The 21,651-nt window shown below is 35.3% G+C and carries 17 protein-coding genes; 11 read left to right on the forward strand and 6 right to left on the reverse strand.

What is annotated here, in order from left to right; genetic code table 11:
- Window positions 1-2: 2 nt before the first annotated feature.
- A complete protein-coding gene (greA, locus tag K5X82_13715) occupies window positions 3-476 on the reverse strand; it encodes a transcription elongation factor GreA (GenBank protein QZT36317.1) in 474 nt (157 codons plus the stop codon).
- Window positions 477-686: 210 nt separating this feature from the next.
- Complete coding sequence (locus K5X82_13720; GenBank protein QZT36318.1) at window positions 687-1,214, reverse strand: hypothetical protein; 528 nt, start codon at window positions 1,212-1,214, stop codon at window positions 687-689.
- 40 nt (window positions 1,215-1,254) lie between these two features.
- Here K5X82_13720 and K5X82_13725 point away from each other — a divergent pair, with 40 nt between their 5' ends.
- Complete coding sequence (locus K5X82_13725) at window positions 1,255-1,680, forward strand: Rieske 2Fe-2S domain-containing protein (GenBank protein ID QZT36319.1); 426 nt, start codon at window positions 1,255-1,257, stop codon at window positions 1,678-1,680.
- On the opposite strand, the gene K5X82_13730 is transcribed toward K5X82_13725, so the two are convergent.
- Window positions 1,677-3,329: an AMP-binding protein gene (locus K5X82_13730; GenBank protein QZT36320.1), complete on the reverse strand. Its 1,653-nt coding sequence runs from the start codon at window positions 3,327-3,329 to the stop codon at window positions 1,677-1,679. The two genes, K5X82_13725 and K5X82_13730, sit on opposite strands and share 4 nt — an antisense overlap.
- A gap of 11 nt (window positions 3,330-3,340) precedes the next feature.
- The gene (locus K5X82_13735; protein ID QZT36321.1) at window positions 3,341-3,913 is read right to left on the reverse strand and encodes a cupin domain-containing protein; all 573 of its coding nucleotides are present in this window, start codon (window positions 3,911-3,913) and stop codon (window positions 3,341-3,343) included.
- 184 nt (window positions 3,914-4,097) lie between these two features.
- On the opposite strand from K5X82_13735, the gene dprA reads away from it, so the two are divergent.
- The 3 genes from dprA to K5X82_13750 all read left to right on the forward strand — a co-directional run bounded on the left by dprA (window position 4,098) and on the right by K5X82_13750 (window position 7,836).
- Window positions 4,098-5,204, forward strand: coding sequence for a DNA-processing protein DprA (gene dprA / locus K5X82_13740; GenBank protein QZT36322.1), 1,107 nt, complete (start codon window positions 4,098-4,100; stop codon window positions 5,202-5,204).
- 110 nt (window positions 5,205-5,314) lie between these two features.
- Complete coding sequence (locus K5X82_13745; GenBank protein QZT36323.1) at window positions 5,315-6,643, forward strand: DEAD/DEAH box helicase; 1,329 nt, start codon at window positions 5,315-5,317, stop codon at window positions 6,641-6,643.
- A 308-nt stretch (window positions 6,644-6,951) separates the two neighbouring features.
- Window positions 6,952-7,836: a cation diffusion facilitator family transporter gene (locus tag K5X82_13750; GenBank protein ID QZT36324.1), complete on the forward strand. Its 885-nt coding sequence runs from the start codon at window positions 6,952-6,954 to the stop codon at window positions 7,834-7,836.
- Window positions 7,837-8,427: 591 nt separating this feature from the next.
- Here the strand turns inward: K5X82_13750 and K5X82_13755 are convergent.
- Window positions 8,428-9,186 (reverse strand): UDP-2,3-diacylglucosamine diphosphatase, encoded by a 759-nt coding sequence (locus tag K5X82_13755; protein ID QZT39130.1) that lies wholly within the window; start codon window positions 9,184-9,186, stop codon window positions 8,428-8,430.
- Window positions 9,187-9,337: 151 nt separating this feature from the next.
- Entirely contained in the window at window positions 9,338-10,531 is a 1,194-nt protein-coding gene (locus K5X82_13760) for an AhpC/TSA family protein (protein QZT36325.1), read from the reverse strand.
- 1,231 nt (window positions 10,532-11,762) lie between these two features.
- Here K5X82_13760 and K5X82_13765 point away from each other — a divergent pair.
- The 7 genes from K5X82_13765 to K5X82_13795 all read left to right on the forward strand — a co-directional run bounded on the left by K5X82_13765 (window position 11,763) and on the right by K5X82_13795 (window position 21,636).
- Entirely contained in the window at window positions 11,763-12,938 is a 1,176-nt protein-coding gene (locus tag K5X82_13765) for a 6-bladed beta-propeller (protein QZT36326.1), read from the forward strand.
- 28 nt (window positions 12,939-12,966) lie between these two features.
- Window positions 12,967-14,121, forward strand: a complete 1,155-nt coding sequence (locus K5X82_13770; GenBank protein QZT36327.1) for a 6-bladed beta-propeller — start codon at window positions 12,967-12,969, stop codon at window positions 14,119-14,121.
- Between the two features lie 416 nt (window positions 14,122-14,537).
- Complete coding sequence (locus K5X82_13775; protein QZT36328.1) at window positions 14,538-15,725, forward strand: 6-bladed beta-propeller; 1,188 nt, start codon at window positions 14,538-14,540, stop codon at window positions 15,723-15,725.
- Window positions 15,726-15,970: 245 nt separating this feature from the next.
- Window positions 15,971-17,224: a 6-bladed beta-propeller gene (locus tag K5X82_13780; GenBank protein QZT36329.1), complete on the forward strand. Its 1,254-nt coding sequence runs from the start codon at window positions 15,971-15,973 to the stop codon at window positions 17,222-17,224.
- A gap of 166 nt (window positions 17,225-17,390) precedes the next feature.
- Window positions 17,391-18,440 (forward strand): 6-bladed beta-propeller, encoded by a 1,050-nt coding sequence (locus K5X82_13785; protein ID QZT36330.1) that lies wholly within the window; start codon window positions 17,391-17,393, stop codon window positions 18,438-18,440.
- Window positions 18,441-19,583: 1,143 nt separating this feature from the next.
- Window positions 19,584-20,708 carry a 6-bladed beta-propeller gene (locus tag K5X82_13790; GenBank protein QZT36331.1) on the forward strand — a complete coding sequence of 375 codons (1,125 nt, stop codon included), beginning with the start codon at window positions 19,584-19,586 and terminating at the stop codon, window positions 20,706-20,708.
- A gap of 520 nt (window positions 20,709-21,228) precedes the next feature.
- Window positions 21,229-21,636 carry a DUF1573 domain-containing protein gene (locus tag K5X82_13795; protein QZT36332.1) on the forward strand — a complete coding sequence of 136 codons (408 nt, stop codon included), beginning with the start codon at window positions 21,229-21,231 and terminating at the stop codon, window positions 21,634-21,636.
- Window positions 21,637-21,651: the final 15 nt, after the last annotated feature.

The raw sequence follows: 21,651 nt of genomic DNA on the forward strand, positions 1-21,651 counted from the left end.
TTTTAAAGAGAGATCTCAATTACTTCAAAAGGAATGATACCATTTGGCACTGTTATCTCCACTTTATCTCCTACTTTTTTTCCTAGAAGACCTTTGGCAATAGGTGTGCTTACTGCAATTTTACCCTCTTTTAAGTTCGCTTCTGTTTCAGAAACAAGGGTGTATTCCATGATAGAATTGTTCTTGCAGTTCTTGATCTTTACTTTGTTAAGGATCTGTACCGTAGAAGTGTCAATCTTTGATTCGTCAATAATACGTGCACTTGCAATTTGCCCTTGAACGACAGAGATCTTTGCTTCGAGCATTCCTTGTGCATCTTTTGCAGCATCATATTCTGCGTTCTCCGAGATATCTCCTTTTTCGATTGCTTCGCCAATTTCTTTAGAGATACGAGGGCGCTCAACTGTGGTTAAATAGTCAAGTTCTTCCCTAAGCTTTTTTAGGCCCTCTTTGGTCATGTAGCTTATATTTGCCATAGTATATCTATTTTAGTGTTCTTGAATCAAACAGATGTTTGATCTAAGAGTTAAAGTTTTTAATCTGAGTAAATTATAAAAAAAGAAAAAGAATCTTGACACGTTGATAAATGGTCAAAACTCTTTTAAAGACAAAACAAATTTAGCAATATTTTTTATTGCAGCCCAATGCTTAGTCCTTAAAAAAAAGAAATATCGAAGTTTTATTGATTAGGAATATTTACGATTTAATACTGCTTCTGCTATGATTCCTTGTCTTAAATCGAAGTGTACCTTCTTCTTATTTGTAGCAACTTTCGACTTCAGTTGCATCGTCTTTGATTCTTTCTTATTCTTGGTTTCGCTTGCCTCTTTGTTCCACTTAGACTCATTAAAATTGTATTTTTTGTCATTGGTGGTTTGTGTAGGTTTTACTGCTTCCTTCTTCTCGTATTTTTCATGGAAATTACCTCCATTAAAAGGTTTTTCAGCCTTTTCTGTATAACTCTCAAAAGGTTCGTCCGCGAAATCAAATTGGTTGTCTCTGAACTCATCATTATCTATAGAATCATTGACGCTTTGTCTGATTTTAGCAAACACATCATTCTCATCTCTTCTAGGTTCTGTCTTCTTCGTCTCCTTGGTTTTCTTACCACCTAATTTGGTGAATGCGAAGATAGCCACGAAGATAAGAATCTTAAGGATTAATGGAATATCGGCTTTAACGACCTCATGGGCATGTGTTGTTATATCTATCATTTTTAGTAGCTTTGCTAAGATTATGGTTAAAAATAAGAAAATGAAACGAATATTCATATATTCTTTACACATCTTTCTTCTACATCTGATTTCTTGTAGTGATAGCTCTTATGAATCAAATATCCCTGATGTACGATTTAGAGTGAAGATTGATCTCCAGAATGATCCATTTCTGAGAGCACCAGGAAATTATAAGGTATTTGATTACGGAGGGTACAAAGGGTTGTTGGTATATAATCTTGATGGCAATATTTTTTATGCCTATGATTTGGCATGCACACATGAAAATGGTGCTCATGTCATCACCTCAAAAAAACAGGGATCAGAGCCAACAATTATCTGTGAAACATGTGGTTCACACTTTAATCTGATAACGGCTGGAGCTCCCATAAAAGCCCCAGCACTCTATCCACTTCGTAGCTATTCATGTACACGAAGTAATATCTCTATTTGGGTGACCAACTAGATCACCTCTACTCCTGCCTTTTCTAGTAGGTGTAGTCCAACATCTTTCAGCTTGTATTTCTGTATTTTGCCACTTGCTGTCATAGGATAGCTGTCAACAAAGAAGATATATTTAGGGATCTTGAATCGTGCAATCTTGCCACGACAATATTCGTGAACGTCTGCTTCCGTAAGATTTTGTCCTGCTTTTACTTTGATAAAAGCACCGATGGATTCCCCATACTTCTTACTTGGTATGCCTACAACTTCAACACACTCCACCATTGGGTGTTCGTGAATAAAGTTTTCAATCTCGCGTGGATAGACGTTCTCACCACCTCGGATGATCATATCTTTTATTCGTCCTGTAATCTTTAGGTAACCATTTTCATCCATCATCCCAAGATCACCTGAATGTAACCACCCCTCTTTATCAATGGCTTTCTCTGTCGCCTCGGTGTTCTTATAGTACCCCTTCATGACATTGTATCCTTTACAACATACCTCTCCTTGACAATTTGCCGCAAGAAGATCTCCTGTTTCAGGGTCAATAATCTTTACTTGTACATGAGGAAGTGCTTTTCCGACAGTGGTTGCTCTGATTTCTGGATCATCGTGAATGGTTGTTGCTGTCATTCCAGGAGAGCTCTCGGTTAATCCGTAGACGATGATAATATTCTTCATATTCATCTTGTCCATCACCTGTTTCATGGTCTCGATAGGACAAAGTGATCCTGCCATGATGCCCGTTCTTAAACTGCTCACATCAAACTGATCAAACATCGGATGGTTTAACTCCGCGATAAACATGGTGGGAACGCCATACAGTGCCGTACACTTCTCTTTTTGTATGGATGCTAACACATGGATCGGATCAAAATTCTCCGTCATCACCATAGTTCCTCCGTGTGTGATAATGGCACATAGTGCAAGAACACAGCCGAAGCAGTGAAACATAGGAACACATGTTAATAACTTTTCGTCTGCAGTGTACTCCATACATTGTCCCACAGTGTATCCATTGTTCAAGATATTGTAGTGGGAGAGCATCACCCCTTTAGGAAAACCTGTCGTTCCCGAAGTGTATTGCATATTCACTGTGTCGTGGGCATCAAACTGTTTTTGCACCTCTACCAATCGCTCAATGGGCTGTTGACTACCTAGAAGCATCAGTTCGAAAGTGGAGTACATCCCACGATATTTCTCAGGGTTAATAAGAACCACATTCTTAAGCTTAGGGAACTTCTTCGACTTGAGCTGCCCTCTTTCGTGTTGCTTCAGTTCGGGTACCAACTCATAAGCCATTGAGATGTAGTCACTATCACGATAGGAGTCGATGATGGCAAGCGTATGTAGGTCTGAATTCTCCACGAGGTAAGCCAACTCATGAGACTTGTAGTTGGTGTTTACCGTGACCAAAATGGCTCCAATCTTAGCCGTAGCAAACATAAAAGTAATCCAGTCTGGAACATTGTTTGCCCAAATGCCTAGTTTATCTCCTGGCTTCATCCCTATCTCTATAAGGCCTAATGCCAAATGGTTGACACGTTCATCAAACTCTTTATAGGTGAATCGCAGATTACGATCGCTATAGACAAGAAACTCCTTGTTTGGAAATCGGGATACTTGCTCTTCTAGAACTTGTCCTAATGTTTTTTCAAATAGTTGCATGGGTGTGGTGCTTAGTATGGAGTGTAGATATTAGCCAACACTTTAGCGCCATTGGCTTCGGTGGTCGAAATACGATGCTCTACGATAGAGTCGTAATAGATACTCTCTCCCTGTTTTAGATGGTAGTTCTCTTTTCCATATTCGATATTTACACTCCCCTCTAAAACATAGATAAACTCTTCTCCTTCGTGGGATGATTTTTGATATCCTGTATTTTGTCCCTCCTCTAAATTGATAAGGAATGGCTCCATATGACGCCCTGCTTTGTTCGACGCCATAGGCATATAATCTACTTTGTGGTTGTCAAAAACAGGATGCATTGAGATATGATCTTGTTTGTTCTCTTCCCCTTTGCGACTTAACACAGGTCCGATATTCTTGGAATCATCAAGAAATGTACCAACACGAACCCCTAAGGCTCTAGATATTCTAATCAATGTAGAGATAGAAGGCGTATGATTATCTGCTTCTATTTTTTCTAGGTGCTCTACCGTTAGTTGACTTCTCTCACAAAGATTCTCTTTTTCGATCTGAAGTGTCTCTCGCAATGTCATGATACGTTGACCTATGCTGGAATTATTCATCTGTTATTATTTATAGTTTGATATCGTAATTGTAAAAATATAAGTAAAAGTGGTAAATAAGTGATATTTTGACATTAAAAATAATTTTAATGTAACATTATTAATGTGGAGCGGTGTGGGATAAATAATAGAACCTTTTGCTGTTCATATGGTTATACTGCTGAGTGATATAAAAAAGAGTTATATGGATTATCGGGTTTATTCAATAGCATTGTCTATGGTCCCGAAGATTGATCGTGAGATTATCGATCGACTGGTGGCCTATTGTGGGGATATGTCTTCCATTTTTCTAGAAAGAGCCTCCGTATTAGAGAGGGAGACAGGGATCTCTAGGAAGATAATTGATACACTTCTATCTTCTGATATCCTTATCCAAGCAGAGAAAGAGTTAGAGCGGATGGATAAGTATGATATTCAATGTGTCTTTTATCAAGATGCCAACTATCCATTCAAACTACTACAGGTACCCGATTTTCCTCTGATGATATATTACAGAGGTACACTTCCTGAAAATGATCATCACTCCATCTCTATAATCGGTACTCGTGCAGCCTCCAACTATGGCATACGGTGGATTGATGGGTTTGTTAAATCGCTCTCTGATCAGTTTAATAATCTCGATATTCTAAGTGGATTGGCTTATGGTATCGATTATGAAGCACATAAAAAGTCACTAGAGTATGGTGTACCTACCTATGCAGTTTTAGGTCATGGTTTGCATACAATATACCCTTCAGCTCACCATCGTATTGCCGAGGAGATAGTGAGATCAGGAGGAGGCTTGATTACAGAATTTACGACCACCCAATCTATCCGACCACAGAACTTCTTACAACGTAATCGAGTGGTGGCAGCACTCTCTGATGCAACGATTGTGGTGGAGTCAAAAGCCAAAGGAGGGGCTATGCATACAGCCAATATGGCTTTCTCATATGCTAGAGAAGTATTTGCTCTTCCAGGGAGCGTTCAACAAGCCACTTCGACTGGCTGTCATCTGTTGATTCAACGACAAGTGGCTGCGTTAATAGCCTCAGATGAAGACCTTTTACGGGTGATGGAGTGGGAGCCAACAATAAGTAAAGAGAGGTCGTCGCCTGCTACTTTCCATCTTGAGCTTGATGAAATAGCAGTGTCTCTGCTCGATTTTATTAAAGCTTACGAGCGAATATCCATTGATGAAATCGCATCGAAAACAGGTATAGAGATAGCCAAGCTCTCGTCTCTATTGACCCAATTAGAGTTTATGGGACAAATAGAAGTTCTTCCTGGTAAGTATTACCGTTCTATTTAATGCAGATATTTCGCATATGTCTGAAAAGTAAACTATTTTTGTCGGATGAAATGGGTGTAAGAATCCGTTTCAATGAATAGAAGTGTCAATTATACAAAAAATCAATATAGATGAAATCATTCCAAGAACTTGGAGTCAGTAAATCAATACTAAAGGCGTTAGACGAGATAGGGTTTGAACAACCTACCCCTATTCAAGAGAAGGCGATTCCAGCAGTGAAAAGTGGACAAGATGTATTAGGAATTGCACAAACAGGTACAGGTAAAACTGCTGCTTATTTGATGCCTATATTTGGCAAATTGGTGAAAGCTGAAGGGGTTGACCCTCGTGCCATCGTTTTGGTTCCTACACGTGAACTTTCGATGCAGGTGGGCGAAGACATCGAAGAGCTATTAACCTACTCTAACCTGCGTTATGCCTCTGTGTTTGGCGGGGTTGGATGGACCAAACATGCGGAATTGATTGAACCAGGTATTGATGTCTTAGTGGCGACACCAGGACGTCTTTGGGATCTCTATAGGGCTGGTGCCGTCTCTTTTAAGAAAGTGAAGACATTGGTGATTGATGAGGCAGATAGAATGCTAGATATGGGGTTTATGCCTCAAATACGAAAATTCTTAGAAGTGCTTCCTGTAAAAAGACAGAACCTTCTGTTTTCTGCTACTTTCCCTGAAAAAGTAGAAGAGCTGAGCCATGAATTCTTAGATTTTCCTCTTCGTGTCGAAGTAGCTCCTAGTGCTACGCCTGCAGAGAAAGTGTCGCAGTATTATGTGGCAGTACAAAACTATCGTACAAAGCTAAATCTTGTTTCACACCTTCTAAAGGACGAAGAGACCTTCAAACGTGTTCTTGTGTTCTGTAAGACAAAAGAGGTCGCAGAGGGCGTTTTTAAGGTCATTAAACGTAAATCTGAGGGAGAGGTGAAGGTGCTTCACTCAAACAAAGGACAATCTTCTCGTATCAATGCGATCAATGCCTTTAAAAATGGAGAGGTTCGTATCTTGATCTCTACGGATGTCTCTGCTCGTGGTATCGATGTTTCACAAATATCACACGTGATTAACTTCGATATGCCTCAAGATTATGAGGACTATGTACACCGTATTGGACGTACTGCACGTGCCAATGAGAAGGGAACGTCGATAAGTTTTATTGCTGAAGACGAACTGTTCCATAAAGATCGTATCCAGGAGTTGATGCGTGCTGATATTGAAGAGATGCCAATGCCTTCAGAGGTGGAGATTATCCCTATCTCGAAGAAAGAGAAATTGGCACAATTAAGAGAGATCGATAAGCAAAAGAGAGAAAATGATCCAGACTTTAAAGGGGCATTTCATGAGAAGAAAAAACGAGAGCCTCGTAAACACCCTACCTCTTTCAATCCTAAGAGTATGAAATTGCGTAAAGGGCGTAAAGATGGAAACAATAAAAAACGATAGTTATTCATTGTAATTATACCAAATGAATTATGAAATGAGCAATAAGGCTTGTGAATATATTTTAACGAAGTTAAGCAACATAGAGCATAAGAATATAACTCATTTCATGATTTAATTGGTATTATACCAAATGAATTATGAAATGAGCTTTAAGGCTTGTGAATATATTTTGTTTATACAAGACATAAAAATGGAAGCATAGTTTTCCCTACGGTGATATTTTTTAACGAAGTATAAGCAAAATAGAACGGAAGAATATAACTCATTTCATGATTTAATTGGTATTAAAGGTTAAGGAGATAGATCTTATGGCATGGAGTAAAGAACGTACCGTTTCGTTTGCTGGCGTAATCTCAATCATTGGGAATATACTGCTATTCGGGATAAAGTATTGGGCTGGAATTGTTTCAGGTTCGATAGCTATCATTGCCGATGCGTGGCATACGCTTTCTGATTCTATTAGTTCTATCTTTGTGATTGTTGGTGCTAGAGTGGCATCTAAACCTGCGGATGAAGAGCATCCCTTTGGTCATGGTCGTTTCGAGCATATCACATCCATTATCATTGGAATGATGTTGGCAGCCATCGGCTTCGAGTTTCTTGTCTCCTCAATACAGAAATTAAATGGGGGTGGAGCCACTCATTATGGTACTGTCGCAAAAGTGGTTACCGTGGTCTCAATTGTCGGAAAAGAGCTCATGGCACAACTCTCCTTCTACTTAGGAAAGAAGGTCGACTCACGTATGTTGAGAGCAGATGGTTGGCACCATAGAAGTGATGCTTTAACTTCAGCTATTATTTTGATAGGTATCTTCTTCTCTGGAAACTTTTGGTGGATGGATGGTGTACTAGGTATTCTTGTGGCTATCATGATCTTCTATACCAGTTATAGTATCATAAAGGAAGAGACCGACGCTTTGTTGGGAAAAGATGCCGATGAGGGGTTGATCAAGAAGATCAAAGTGATTGCTGCCGAAGAGACACGCAGAGAAGTGTTTATGCATCACTTTCATATTCACCAATATGGCGATCATACCGAGATTACATGCCATATTAAACTTCCTGCCAACTCGAGTCTATTCTATACCCACAAGGTCTGTACTAAGATTGAACGACGTATTTTAGAAGATCTAAACATGGAGATGACCATCCACCCCGAACCCATGGAAGAGGGGGAGTATGATTGGTTATAACACTACTACTCAACGTTTACCATTCCACTTGAAAATAATTGCCAATACTCTTTTTTACTTTTCTTATACCTCCCTATGGAATAACTCTGTATATACAGCTCCTTTCCCCTGACTTGAAACGTACCAAAGACGGCCTTTAATCGGTATAAATACGGTGATGATTCGAATATAGCTCATCGTTCACTCGAAGTTCACTCATCGAAAACACGATTTAGGTGAGCCAACTTTGAATGAACTATGAGCGAACTATGAACTATCACCGTACTTATACCGTTCTTAAACCGTCTTTGGTACGAGTCTGTTTGCTGTTAAGGCACTGGAAACTATGTGGAATTTGGAGATAAGCTTTGGAGTTATCAACACTTAGGCTTGTCAAAGCCGAGGCTAGAAAACGAATGTCGTTCTATTGCGAACCGTCAAAAATGTGTATAACGGATAGAGGTTTTCCATAGGTTTCCTCCGTAGTTTGTTGATACTTCAAGGATACTTCAAAGATACTTGCTTCATCAAAAATGTTAAATAGATGAATATTCTATGGTGATAATATCTTAAGGCTATTTTTTATTATACCGTTAATCTATGATCGAATATTTACACCATTGGGTACTTATTCAACGTTAGCTCTCCTTTATCTAATAGTGCATAAGAGAATGTTTGTATCCATTCTCCCAGTATGATGAGTCGAGACGTATCGTTTAATGGATGATTCACATAAACATGACGGTGTCCAAAGATGAAATAGTCTATCGGCTCCTGTTTTAGATATTGCATCGCAAATTGAAGCTGCTCTTCTTTTTCATGGTTGGCAACAAAGTGGGCCGATTCATCAGGATGAGAAAGACGGCTGTGTCTAGACCATTTATTGGCAATATAGAATGCAATATCTGGATGAATCCATGAAAATAGTGTCTGTGCCACCTTATTGGTAAATACCTTCTTAAGCAAAAGGTATCCTTTGTCATTAGGATTAAGTCCATCACCATGTCCTACAAAAAGTTTTTTGCCTTGCCTTTCAAATATCTTTGGTGTATTGTAAACTTCGACTCCAATCTCATCTTGAAGGTAGTGAAAAGCCCATACATCATGGTTTCCTGTAAAGAACTTTACTTTAATCCCAGCGTCACACATGTGACTTAATTGCCCAAAGAAACGAGTGAACCCTTTAGGAACTACAGCACTATATTCATACCAAAAGTCGAAGATATCCCCTACAAGGAAGAGTTCGGATGCTGTTGGCTCGATCTCCTTCAACCATTTAACTAGATGACGTTCTCTCTCTTTGTTATTATTTAGAGCCGAAGCACCAAGGTGCACATCGGATATAAAATAGATTTTATCTCTTTTCTCCACAGAATCAAATAATTCGTTTTCCAATCTATGTACACACATAGAACATTTATCGCAAGATAAAGTTTTTTGCATAAAAAACCACCCTAGATAATAGCTAGGATGGTTATATTTTGAGTGTTTGCCAAATGATCAAGAGACCATGTGGTTCACATTATTTTAGAACTTTAGATAGTACTTTATTCATCTCAGGACCAATAAGGTTCTTTGCAAGAATATTTCCTTCTGGATCAAGAAGGTAGTTGTAAGGAATCATCTGTACATTGTAGTTGATGACAGCTTGGTTGCTTCCCTGCATATCTCCAACATTAGTCCAGTTAAGCTTGTCCTCTTTGATCGCATTCATCCATGATGACTTATTGGTATCCACACTCACTTGGTAGATCTCTAAACCTTTTTTATGGAACAATTGGTAGTTCTGACGTAAGATCGCGTTCTGAATTCTTGACCCATTGTCGGTGGATGCCCAGAATTGAACAAGTACATGTTTGCCACGGAAAGATGACAGTTTACGAACGTTCCCTTTGGTGTCTGGTAACTCAATGTCAGGGCTATTTACAGCATACTGTTTTAATAAGTTGTTCATCTTGTAGTTACGTTCTTTTGAGATCAAACGTAGTGTATTGTCGTGTAATGCCTGTACATGTTTCGAGTCTGGATAGATGGCTGCCAAAGCAGACGCAGCAGTCTTCATTGTCTGTAAGTCTTTAATCACATACTCGTTGTAGTCAAACTTTTGATATAATGCAATCACCGATGCCATAGAGAATGGGTGTGCCTTGACAAAGTCGGTTGAGAACATGGTCTGCTTCTTCATCACTTCTTGAAATTCATTCTCAATACGGTTGAGCTCTTGAATATTCTTTGAACCATTCAACACATTGTTGTACTCCTTCTGAAGTTTTGCAATCTGTTGTTTGGTCTTCATCAAATGAAGATTAAGAGTTCTGATATCTTCCGATGCCTCAGACCCTTTGATATTGTAATCTGTTGAAAAGTTCTTATAAGAACCTTCAATCTCAATAGTTTGAAGAGAGTCTCCTACTAGAGTAATGAAGTTCGATGGCGTTACTTTTACCAGATAGAATGTCGGTGTGGATACATCGCATCCAAACTCAAAAGCACCATCTCCACCTATTTTGGTTGAATCAATTGCTTTTTGCCCATTGATTCGCAATTTGTATAGATAAACTTTCTCTCCTTTACCGCCAGTAATCGTACCCTTAATCTTAAGGTTCGATTCTTTCTGACAAGCCGTGAAAGTGGCTATGATCATGATGATAAATAGGATTCGCTTTAATGTCATTGTGAATATGTGCTTTAATAATTGGTTGATTGTATTCTTCATTTGCAAACAAATTTAAAAAAACTTTGGTTACTCTTTGCATCCAAAATCTTTAATTAAGCTTTGCTTTTCGAACACAATTTACAACAATTGTTGGTAAATCCCTTATAACAAAGCGTGAATTCAAAGTGTCAAGTATATGGATTTTATTTATAACGTTTACAAGCGATACGATATGAAGTGTACACAACTACTTGATCTATCGTATCTCGATATTCTAATCACAGTAACTCCAAGAACTGCAAAAAACAAATAAACAATCAAAAAATGTGCCAAGACATTGGGACAAACTCCATAGTTCAATCTATACACAAACAACCTGTCTATCAAATCACGATGCAACGGATCAACCTATATTTTCTGTAATGTTCTCATTTGCGCTGAAAGTCCGATTTCATTGTCTTTCATTAATATTGGTATATAGAGGTTTGAGCCAATGCCTTGGAGTGCCCTGCGGGATCGAGTGGATCTAACCTAATGCTCACATCTTGCACTGAAAGTGCTACAATTAATAGCCCAATGCGAAGCGCTGGGTATAGGTGAAAAAATAACAGTAGGGCTGGTGGTCTGATCTATATCTACTGTTATTTGTACTATTTCAAATGCCTATGGCTGCAACCTTCCCTGAAAGGGAACCCGAACTTAGCCCAATGGTGAAAACCATATAGTGCGCTGTAGCGCATTATACAGGTTGGAGCCTTGGGTAATAAAAATACCCCAACATGAAGGGCTGAAGGCCTGCCCGATTAATGTTATTGCAATGATGGTAGTTATTTGATGGAGTTGTGGTACGATGCCGAGCGGAGTTCAGCGTTCCCAGCGGTTGTGGTACTCCTACTCGTGCTGAGACATTGGCACAAACTTAGCAGTATTAGATGTGAGTCGGTGGATATGGACAGGCCTTGCGCCTTGGTATAGGGTCGATCCTCTTGTCGGGGACTTGGTTGAGATTATGGTGATTTACTTTTATGAAAAGTTGATGATTATTAATTTCCTATGAATTAAAGCATGCAGTCCCTGCTGTGATTGTTGAACTAGGATAGATTAAAATTGATTATTACAATAATTATGAATATTTTTAGTAAAAAACTGAATTATAGTAGTTCTATGAAGAGAGAATAGCCATCCGATATGGCGTATTTTAATTCTAACTAGTATCCATCGAATGTTTTTAGATACTAGTTGCGATAAATATTATCTACTTTATAGTTCCCGATTTAACCCATTACAACCTATGAATAAAAGAACCCTTATATGTACATTAATAGCCTTATTAATGTTTGCTTCGTGTCATGAAAAACAAGTTGATTCTACTGAGATCATTGAGATTGATGTGATGAAAGCATCACGGGTGAAGATGAAAGATATTTTCTCAAAAATTGAGTTAATTCCTTTAGAGACCTCTGAGAACTCCTTAATTGAAGAATCCAGAAGTACGATTGGATTTAATAAGGTGAATGATCGATATTACATTGGAGATAGAAAACAAAAGAATGTGATTGTTTTTGGAGCGAATGGAAAACACCTTTATTCGTCTAACCAACGTTTAGGAAGAGGCCCAGAAGAGTTCCCTGAATTATATCGTTACCTAGTGAGAGATGATAATGGAAATATTATTATTTATGCAGGTTTTATGTCTAAATTATTTGAATATGATATCGATGGAAATTTCATCGACAAATATAATGTTCCAAAGTTGTATACAACGAATAAGATGATGGCTATATCGAAAGATACCATTGCATTTTATTGTAGCACTCCAAGAAAAAATGACAATTCTATAGTTCAAAATGCACTCGTTTTCTATTCCCTTAGAGGTGAGAAAATAATAAAAAAAATAGATAGTATTTATCAAGATGGAATGGCTGCTCAAACAAATCGAAATTGTTTTCAGCGATTCAATGATAGCATTAGTTTTAATCATAATTTTCCTTCCAATGAGATCTATCGTATCGATCCAAATAGTTTAGAAGTAACATGTAAATACCGGTTAGATTTTGGAGAGTATAATTGGAACTCAGATAAGGGAAAAAAGATCGGAGTCAACATTATATCTAAATACATTCGAGAGAATTGTAAAAATATGGTTATGGTAGGTACAAAGTTAGAGAACAGTGAGTATCTTATTGTAATGTATTCTTTTAAAGGACAAAGTAATGTGTTGTTTTATAACAAAAAGAGCAAGAGAATTGCAATTAAGGAGAATCCCGTAAGAACAAAAGAATTATTATTGCGATTGGATTACATAGACGAGGAATATATATATGGGTTGTGCACTCCCAAAGGTGTACGAAATCTGATATCACCAGATTTGTTGGACGATTCGTTGTTAGCTGTATTAGATAGTATTAAGATGTCGGACAACCCTATTGTCGTAAAGTATAAATTTAAGAAGACATTCCTAAAATAGTCAACAAAACTAATTTATAAATTGCGATATGAAGAAATTGATAAAAAAAATACTGTTCGGAACTATAATCTCTTTTTGTATATTTTCTTGTCATCAAGAGGGTATTGATAAGAATTCGTATAAGATAAAAGTCGAAGGAAAAACGTCAAAGGAACTATCAGACTTTTTTTCAGAGATTGAAATTATTCCGTTAGAGACAAGTGAGAAATGTGTTTTGAATAGATGTACACATCTATCCATTATTAATGGGAAGTACTATGTTCAAGATGAGCGACAACATATTGTCGCAGTGTTTAGTCTAGACGGAGAATTTATTTATTCAACAAAGGAGCTTAAGGGACGAGGCCCTAATAAGTATTTAAATTGCCAGAGGTATACTGTAAATAGGCAAAATGGAAATATTCAAGTTCTTGATTTAATAAGACATAAAATCATAGAATATGATTTGCAAGGAAATTTGGTTATACAGTATGAGATTCCAGAGACTTTTCTCCCAGCAGAAGAATTTGTATACCTCTCTTATGGTATATATGCTTTCTACTTCCAATCAAAAAAGCCTTTCAAGTATAACCGATATGTGATTTTTTATTCTGTGAAAGAAGGTAAAATAATAAAGAAAATTAGCGCTCCTCAAACTTATTATTTAGCTGTTAAAACAAATCACGACTGTTTTCAACGATTTAATAATACCATTGGCTTTAGCTATTCTTACCCTTCTTGTAACGATATATATTATTTAAACACCAAGTCTCTTGACCTAGAGTGTAGTTACAGTTTAGATTTTGGTAAATACAACTTTAATGAAGAAAGTCTAAAGAATGTGGACAAGGAGTTGCATACGAAGTTTATTCGAGATAATAGTGATCATACCGCTTTTGTGTATGATAGAATGGAGAGCGAGGATTATATCATTATAGAGTACTCATTGAAAAATAAATTTTATGTGTTGTTTTTTAACAAAAAGAACCACCGTGTTCGAATTAAAGAGAATGGTACAAAGCATTCTAAAGAGGTACTAACATTTTTATCCCATATCGATAGAGATTATATATACAGTATGTGTAGCCCAAATTTCGTGGATCAACTTATTACAAACGATTTGTTAAGCAGTGAATCAAGGAAACGATTGAGGGAGATGAAATTAACAGATAATTCCGTGATCATACGATATAAACTAAAGTAACTCTAGACTATTGGATTGGTTTACAGTATATCTATTCTTGGATGATTAAAAAAAATAGAATCTCTAGGATAAATTAAAACATCGAGTAAACACCTAATGGATCTAAAACGGATAGATCTAGATATATTTGGTTATAGCGAATCAAAATAACCTTATGCTAGGAAAGCATATTTAAATATTACTTTTAAATAATCAAGTCTTATGTACATGATAATAACTGAGTTCTCTTGCATCCGTGTTGTGGTTGATTTTTAAATTATGGTTGATTTGATTACCCACAAAATATCGGTAAGAGCCAATAATTAATACAAGTGTGTTCGTAACATAAACCTTGTTGAATTCCTTGTGTAGAATAAGGAATTCGTTGTTTGGATTTCATAATTGTGATTTTAAATCATTAATAAAAATATATAGATATGTACAGTAAGAGTGTTTTAACTTATTTATTGCTAATCCTTTTTGTTGCTTGTAAGAGTACTCCTCAGAAAAAAACACGACTACCTGATGGAACAGAGGTTCTTGGTGTCGTAGATGCAGAAGTTGAAAAGGTAGACTTAAATCCATTCTTAAAAAAGAGTGAATATGATTTAAGCTCATATATTAAAGAGGCAAAGTTAATCCCTTTAGAGACAACAGAAGCTAGTTTACTTGGTCGCATTAGTGATGTGATCATGACAAGTACGCACATATATATTAGGGATAATTCTAAAGGACATGGAATATTTATTTTTGATAATAAGGGTAAATACATTACTCAAATAAAAAAGGGGCAAGGTCCAGGAGAACTTTTAAGAGTGTCGGATATGGCTTTTGATAATTCAAATCAAGAGCTATTGGTATCACAAAGAAATTTGATGAGTTATTATAGTCCTAATGGTAAATTTGTTAGAAATAGTAAGATCCCTTTTTATTTTGCTGAATTTGATATTACAAAAGATGGTTATATTTTTTATAAGCACGATAGCCAGAGTGACCCATCACTAGGTGAAAGTGATTCTTATAATATTATCATTACTAATAAACAATGCAAGATAAAACAGGTAGGTATGCCATCAACTTACAAAAAATGTAGGTTCTACACAAAGAGCTATATGCAAGAAAATGGTTATCTAAGCCATAGATTTTCAGATACTATATTTCAATACCGTCATTTGGATAACATGTTATACAGTAAATATATTCTAGACTTCTCGTCGAAGAAGGTTTCAGATAATTTACTTGCTAAACTATCCCCTCGTGATTTAATGAAGCAGGATGATTACTATTTTCTTGGTGATTTTCTTGAAACGAGTAAACATAGTTTCTTTTCTTTGTTAAGTCATAGAAAGAAACTCTATCTTTTCAGAGATAAGAAAACTAAGAAAGTAATTGGAGGAACGAAAGTGATGCGTAATAATTTGTTTCCAAGAGCAGGTGTTGCATATCGTCCAATGTTTGCTTCTGGTGATTATTTCATTACCATATACACTCTTCCACATCCAAAATTTCGTGAAAGTTTTGTTGATCACAGTACTATCTTTTCAGAAGAAGATAAACTCATTGCAAAGAGTATGAAAATGGAGGAGAATCCAGCTTTGATCTTATATACACTAAAAGAGTTTTAATCAAGCGTATAAGTTTGTCGTTTATTCACGAGTATCATTTGGCAACTAATAACCCGACGGAAGCATAATGTCATTCTTGCTCTTGTAGGGTCTAAAAATTAAACTGTTATAAGATAATTAATTGCGATATGTTGCCGTCAGGTTAATAATCGACTTATCACGATAATTAAGAATAACTTTTGTGGTAATTATAAGCTACGGAAGTTTAATGAAGAAGATTGTATTCAAACCATAAAACCTAACTAATGAGAAAAATTGTCTTACTAATGAGTGTCCTACTTGTTGGATGTAGTAGTAAAGTAAATTTTGGTGGCTTTGCGCCACAAGATCTTAAGTTATCAGACGTTGAAGTACTCAAATTAAGTACAGATAGTCTGGTGACCATTCATGTGCCAGAAAAATCGAATGAGGAGACTATTGATGCTTCTTCTATAGTTGATTCTGTTTATGCTATACCCCTTGAAACGAATAAAGAATGTCTTATTGGAGCTGTTTCCGATATTCGTATACATAATGATCTGATTTATGTTATCGACAAGAGGGTGTCCGATGCGATATTTGTTTTTGATATGAAAGGTAGGTTTCTAAATCGAATTGGGAAGAAAGGCCGAGGTCCAGGAGAATATACCAAGTTATCAGAAGTACAGGTGGATAAATGTAATAATGAGATATTGATTTCAAGTCCTCCATTGCAAAAGCTCCTTCGTTATAATCCTAAGGGAGAGTTTCTAGGGTATATCGACATTAATGTTGCCTATCTTGAATTTAGTATATTAAATGATGGAAATATTGTTTTGTATGCATGGAACCAAAAAAACAAACATCTAGGCGAGTTAGAGAATCGGTTGTTTTATATTGTCAATAGAGAAGGAGCGATTCTAAAAGCTGGTCCAATGTTTAAGCCTATCTATCCAAAAGTTCATATGAGGACGGAGAATGGCTGTATGTCTTCACTTAATCAAGTTTCATACAGTCCGATATTATCAGATACGATTAATAGTATAAGCTCAAATTCGGTTAAGGCCCAGTATGCTCTTGATTTTGGGAAAAATAGTATTCACGGTAAAGTGCCTATTTCTTGTTCAACTTACCAATTTGGACAAAAAGTTCGTAAAAACCATTTGTCTTACTTTTTGGGCTCTCATTTAGAAACAAATTCTTATCTATGTTTTACATGTGAGAGTGATGGTAAGTTAATTCATATGCTGTATCATAAGAAAAGCGCATCATTGATTAATTGTAATCGTATACAAGGCGATGAAAGACACATGTTTTTTTTCCCATTCAATTATTACTCTCACGATAGATTTATTTCGGCTATATCACCTAAAGCTATTTTGGAAATTGGTCAGCAATTCAAGAAGGCTGATGAAGCTATATTTCAGTGTTTTATGAAGATATTTCACAGATATGGTGTTAGGGAGTTGAGCGCAGATAACAATCCCATTATAGTTTTTACAAAACTGAAAGATGATTTCTTCGATACAAACCATAAATGACACTTTGGGCTCTTAAAATAAAGGAGGTGATTCTGATTAATACTAACTAAAATCAATTAATAATCTATATATGCATATGAACTTACGCAACAACTTTTGTCTGCTATGTAAATCTAGTTTTATCATAGTGATGTTATTCTGTTCCTGTCATAAAAAGGAGCAAAAGATGAGTTTTATCGCAACGAATGGGAAGATCGATTTAACTCAGAAAATTATCAATGTTAGTGATATGGAGGTTAACATATCAAAAGTGATTCCTCTAGAGACTACAAATAGATCTATTGTAGGAGAGATCAATAACCTATTTATAAATAGATCTGGAATATGGATTGCAGATCAACTTCAAGCCAATGCAGTATATAAATTTGGGTTGGATGGAAGCTTCATTAAAAAGATGAAGCGTATAGGTAAAGCAGAAGGTGAATATATTAGTTTAGGTAGTTTCTTCCAGCTGTCCAAAAATAGAGGTTGTGCTATCTGTGATAGAGGACAAAAGAAGATTTTATTCTTTGACAACAACCTTGACTTTATTAAAGAGAGTGCCTTAAATCAACGTTTCTTTAGTATCGCAAGTGTAGGAGATCAATTTTTAATCCAAACTACTCCTGATCAAGAGAATTATATTGAATTATTAGATGCAAATTTTAATAAGCAACAAGGTCTTATTCATCGTCCAAAATGTGTTTATCAATATTACAGTGGAACTTTAGATCGATTAAAGGTCGATTATTCTACAAATTCAGTTACGTACAATCCACCACTCACAAATGCCATATATCAATGGAAAGATGGAGAAGTAAAATTAAAGTATGCCATTAATAACATCGAACTGTTTCCAAATATCAACTTCTTCAAAGAGAACCAGGGGATGCATCCTGTAAAGATGTTTCAAAAGATATCGAAACAAAAGTATCTGACGGTTATAGATTTTATCGAAACGGATGATAAGTTATTGCTTAAATACCTTATGGAAGGAGAAAAGATGGTTACGATATACGATAAACAGTCTGAAAAATCAGAGACTGTTCGAATTGGGAATAATCTAATTGGTAATTTATTGTATAATTCAAGGTGTGTTATCAATAAGAATTTAATAGTGAGTTATATATATCCATGTGATTTACATAAATATAAAGATTCGATTGAAAAAGAGAGCAAGAAATTCAGTACTGTTTCTGTAGACGACAATGCTTGTATCGTTTTATTAAAACTCTAGTTCCTCTTTATCCGACTCTAACTACATACCTCTTACGGTGAGCCATAAAATAAATAACAACAGGAACTGTTCATAAAAAGAAGAGAAATCTACTATGTTATATTTTCAAAATCATCGTATCGCTTCATTAATCTGATTTAAAGATATGGAAACAACCTATACCCTGAAGGGGATATCACTTTTTAGCCTAGGCTTAAGACTAAAGAATAGATCAAGTTTGTGAACAGGCCTTGTATTTTTGACCAATTACAAGGCCCGTCTCTCTTTTACTAGTAAAAAAGTAAAACGAAAGAGTCGTTTTTAAAGCATAATGGATTGGTACCTCATACATTTGGGTATTCACCTTATATCCTCAAAAAGAAAGGGAGTGCTTCAGTAGATGGTGGTCATAACTATATACTTATACTTGAGTTATGTTTCTTTACATTATTTATATCAAAAGAGACTAATACAATTTATATATGATGAGGGTATCCTTTTCAGTGTAGGCGTGAAACAAAATAGAAACAGTTTTAAATGAAGTCACTGATCTCTAAGGATCGTTCGTCTTTACAAATAAAGATTATGGTATGTCTGCTCAAAAAAACTCAATGATGTTAATTTTATTCTTTAGATCCATCATCAAAATTGGATTCATACTTCGAGATTAAATATTCAGTGTTTGATATTGTATATGTTTTCTGATTATGTTGGTTTTGAGGTATTTCTTTAAGAAGATTGTGAAGATCTGTATTGTGTTGATAATTAACAGGAAAGGGGTGTGGGGTTATGTCTATGTTAATATTAGTGTGATTTGAGTTATATATAAAAACTTGATTTACATACATTCACTATTATGTATAATTTAAGATTTCTATAACCTTTATTCTCATAATAATATGAAATTAGACAATCCCTTGTTCAGGCTTTCTACACAGTGTTCATTAATTACATTTTATATAGTTATAATTTGTATGGTGTGACAATAAATCTGTAAAAAGATATCATTCATTCATTTACTATGAGGATCTATAAAAGATTATGATTCTTGTGATATAGAACCATAATTTCTTTTGGCAATTGTGAGAGATGAATAAATAGAAACCGATGTCTCCAGTAGGTTATTGAGATTTAATAATTATCTATCATTTAATACTAAGTAATATGAAAAAGAAAAGTTTGTTCAGTATTGTTTTATTTCTATGTGTTGTTGGATGTAAGCGTGCTCCATCTCCTGATGCATTCCAAGGCAAAGTATTAGAATGTGAAAAGAAAGAATTGTTTGATATGACAAGTTTGGTTGATCATATTGAATTTGTAAAGTTGGAACAAAATAAAAAATCTATTTTCGGGTTTGGTACCACTATAAAATATAAGAATGGATTTTATTATGCTGCGAATGTAGTAAATGCAGGAAAAGTACTTGTGTTCGATTCAAAAGGAAAATTTATTCGTAAAATTGGACGAAAAGGAAGAGGACCAGGGGAATTTATTAAATCTCGTGCTTTTGATGTCGATGATTTAGGTAATGTGTATATTGTCGATGGATATAAATTTAAAGTGGTCAAGTATGATCATAAAAATAAGTTTATATCAGAGGCGAAGATGGATTTCTTTGGAAAAGGATTTAGGGTATTATCTGATGATAAGTTTGTGTTTTTAGCCAATAAGAGACAGTCCGAGTATCAAATTTTGGTTACAGATCATCAATGTAATATCTTAAAGAGATATTTTAAATACCCTAAAGAATATAATGATAAGCATCTAGATTTCTGCCGTTTCAGTAATGCAAAAGATGGCGTGAATTATATTCATCGCCAGAATCAAGAAATATACAATATTACTTCTGATGGTGATTTAGTCCCATTATATAAACTTGATTTTGGATGTCATACGTTAAGTGACGAGTATAGAAATAATCCAGGTAAATTGATTAGTGTGGATCGTAATAAGAAACTATCGCAAATGCATTTCTGTAAATATGATATACTATTGGGCGAAACTTGTATTTATGGAACTTACAATAATACAGAAACTAAGAAAAATAGATTTTTTAGATATGATTTAGATAAGAATAAGATGTATGCAGATTTACGTTCTAATAGTGGAAAAATTGATCTGCGTCAGATAGTTATTCCATCACAATTATATAATGACAGTATTCTTTTTTCGAATGTTTCCTATGAAACATTTAAGAAATGCAATAATAAAGAGCTGCTTCCAGACAGTCTTGTTCCACATTTGAAATCTGGAGGAACTATTCTTATTAAACACATTTTGAAAAAATAAATATAAGATGAGATATGTGTTGTTGTTAGGGATGTGCTTTCAGATGTCTTGTACCAATAAAAATAGAATGATGGCTGAAGTGGAAAACAAAATCAATCAAGAATTAATTATACCCAATGAACTTGAGTTGTTTATTCACACAGGATTAAGGTCTTACAGTAATACAAAAAAGAATAGTATGAATATTTCACTGTACAGACTGTGTTAAAGATCTAATTCAATGGAACGAGTTACTTCGTTTATATCCCTCAAAATATAACTAAAGGTTTTTTGTGCCAACTCCCCATCGTGATATGGTTATTCAGATTATTAAAAGCTATAAGATTGACTTACCCATATATCATGATTTAAAAAATACTTTTTTTAGGTCAAATGATCTTGTAAATAATAAATTATTACATGTGTTAATAACAGATAAGGACAATAAAATTGTTTTTATTGGAAATCCTCTTTATAGTAAGAATGTAAAGAAGTTCTTATTCGAAGAGAACCAGTTCTAGTTTGTTTAATGTTTAAGGTCATGAATAGATATATTGTTGGGGGAGTGATTGTATTCGTATTGCTGATTGTTTCGCTGTCGATTTTTAATGGAGACTTATTAGAAATAGTTGATCGGACTACTGAAATTGAAGTTGTTGATTCTGAAATTGATTTAGGAGATATCTTTTATAACATTCCTAAGTTGGTCACTTTTAGAGTTAATAATATCGGAGAAAATCCACTATTGATAGAACATTTAGAACCTTCGTGTGGGTGTGTTAAAACTGAATGGAAAAGAGAACCTATTGGTCCTGGTAATTATGCAAATATTCGTGTTAAATACGATGCACGTGAGATTGGATTTTTCTATAAAACAGTTATTGTCTATTGTAATATTCAGAAGCGTCGCGTACGGTTAAGTATCAAAGGTAAAGTTGTTAAACAATAGCTTTGATATGATGCA

It is taken from the genome of Prolixibacteraceae bacterium (genome assembly GCA_019856515.1).
Classification (GTDB): Bacteria; Bacteroidota; Bacteroidia; order Bacteroidales; family Prolixibacteraceae; genus Halosquirtibacter; species Halosquirtibacter xylanolyticus.

Excerpts from the sequence above, each read along its gene's own strand:
- K5X82_13765 (QZT36326.1), top strand. The coding sequence starts at position 11,763 with ATGAATAAAAGAACCCTTATATGTACATTAATAGCCTTATTAATGTTT.
- greA (QZT36317.1), bottom strand. The coding sequence starts at position 476 with ATGGCAAATATAAGCTACATGACCAAAGAGGGCCTAAAAAAGCTTAGG.
- K5X82_13770 (QZT36327.1), top strand. The coding sequence starts at position 12,967 with ATGAAGAAATTGATAAAAAAAATACTGTTCGGAACTATAATCTCTTTT.
- dprA (QZT36322.1), top strand. The coding sequence starts at position 4,098 with ATGGATTATCGGGTTTATTCAATAGCATTGTCTATGGTCCCGAAGATT.
- K5X82_13750 (QZT36324.1), top strand. The coding sequence starts at position 6,952 with ATGGCATGGAGTAAAGAACGTACCGTTTCGTTTGCTGGCGTAATCTCA.
- K5X82_13775 (QZT36328.1), top strand. The coding sequence starts at position 14,538 with ATGTACAGTAAGAGTGTTTTAACTTATTTATTGCTAATCCTTTTTGTT.
- K5X82_13795 (QZT36332.1), top strand. The coding sequence starts at position 21,229 with ATGAATAGATATATTGTTGGGGGAGTGATTGTATTCGTATTGCTGATT.
- K5X82_13730 (QZT36320.1), bottom strand. The coding sequence starts at position 3,329 with ATGCAACTATTTGAAAAAACATTAGGACAAGTTCTAGAAGAGCAAGTA.
- K5X82_13720 (QZT36318.1), bottom strand. The coding sequence starts at position 1,214 with ATGATAGATATAACAACACATGCCCATGAGGTCGTTAAAGCCGATATT.
- K5X82_13790 (QZT36331.1), top strand. The coding sequence starts at position 19,584 with ATGAAAAAGAAAAGTTTGTTCAGTATTGTTTTATTTCTATGTGTTGTT.
- K5X82_13745 (QZT36323.1), top strand. The coding sequence starts at position 5,315 with ATGAAATCATTCCAAGAACTTGGAGTCAGTAAATCAATACTAAAGGCG.
- K5X82_13785 (QZT36330.1), top strand. The coding sequence starts at position 17,391 with ATGAGTTTTATCGCAACGAATGGGAAGATCGATTTAACTCAGAAAATT.
- K5X82_13780 (QZT36329.1), top strand. The coding sequence starts at position 15,971 with ATGAGAAAAATTGTCTTACTAATGAGTGTCCTACTTGTTGGATGTAGT.
- K5X82_13725 (QZT36319.1), top strand. The coding sequence starts at position 1,255 with ATGAAACGAATATTCATATATTCTTTACACATCTTTCTTCTACATCTG.
- K5X82_13735 (QZT36321.1), bottom strand. The coding sequence starts at position 3,913 with ATGAATAATTCCAGCATAGGTCAACGTATCATGACATTGCGAGAGACA.
- K5X82_13760 (QZT36325.1), bottom strand. The coding sequence starts at position 10,531 with ATGAAGAATACAATCAACCAATTATTAAAGCACATATTCACAATGACA.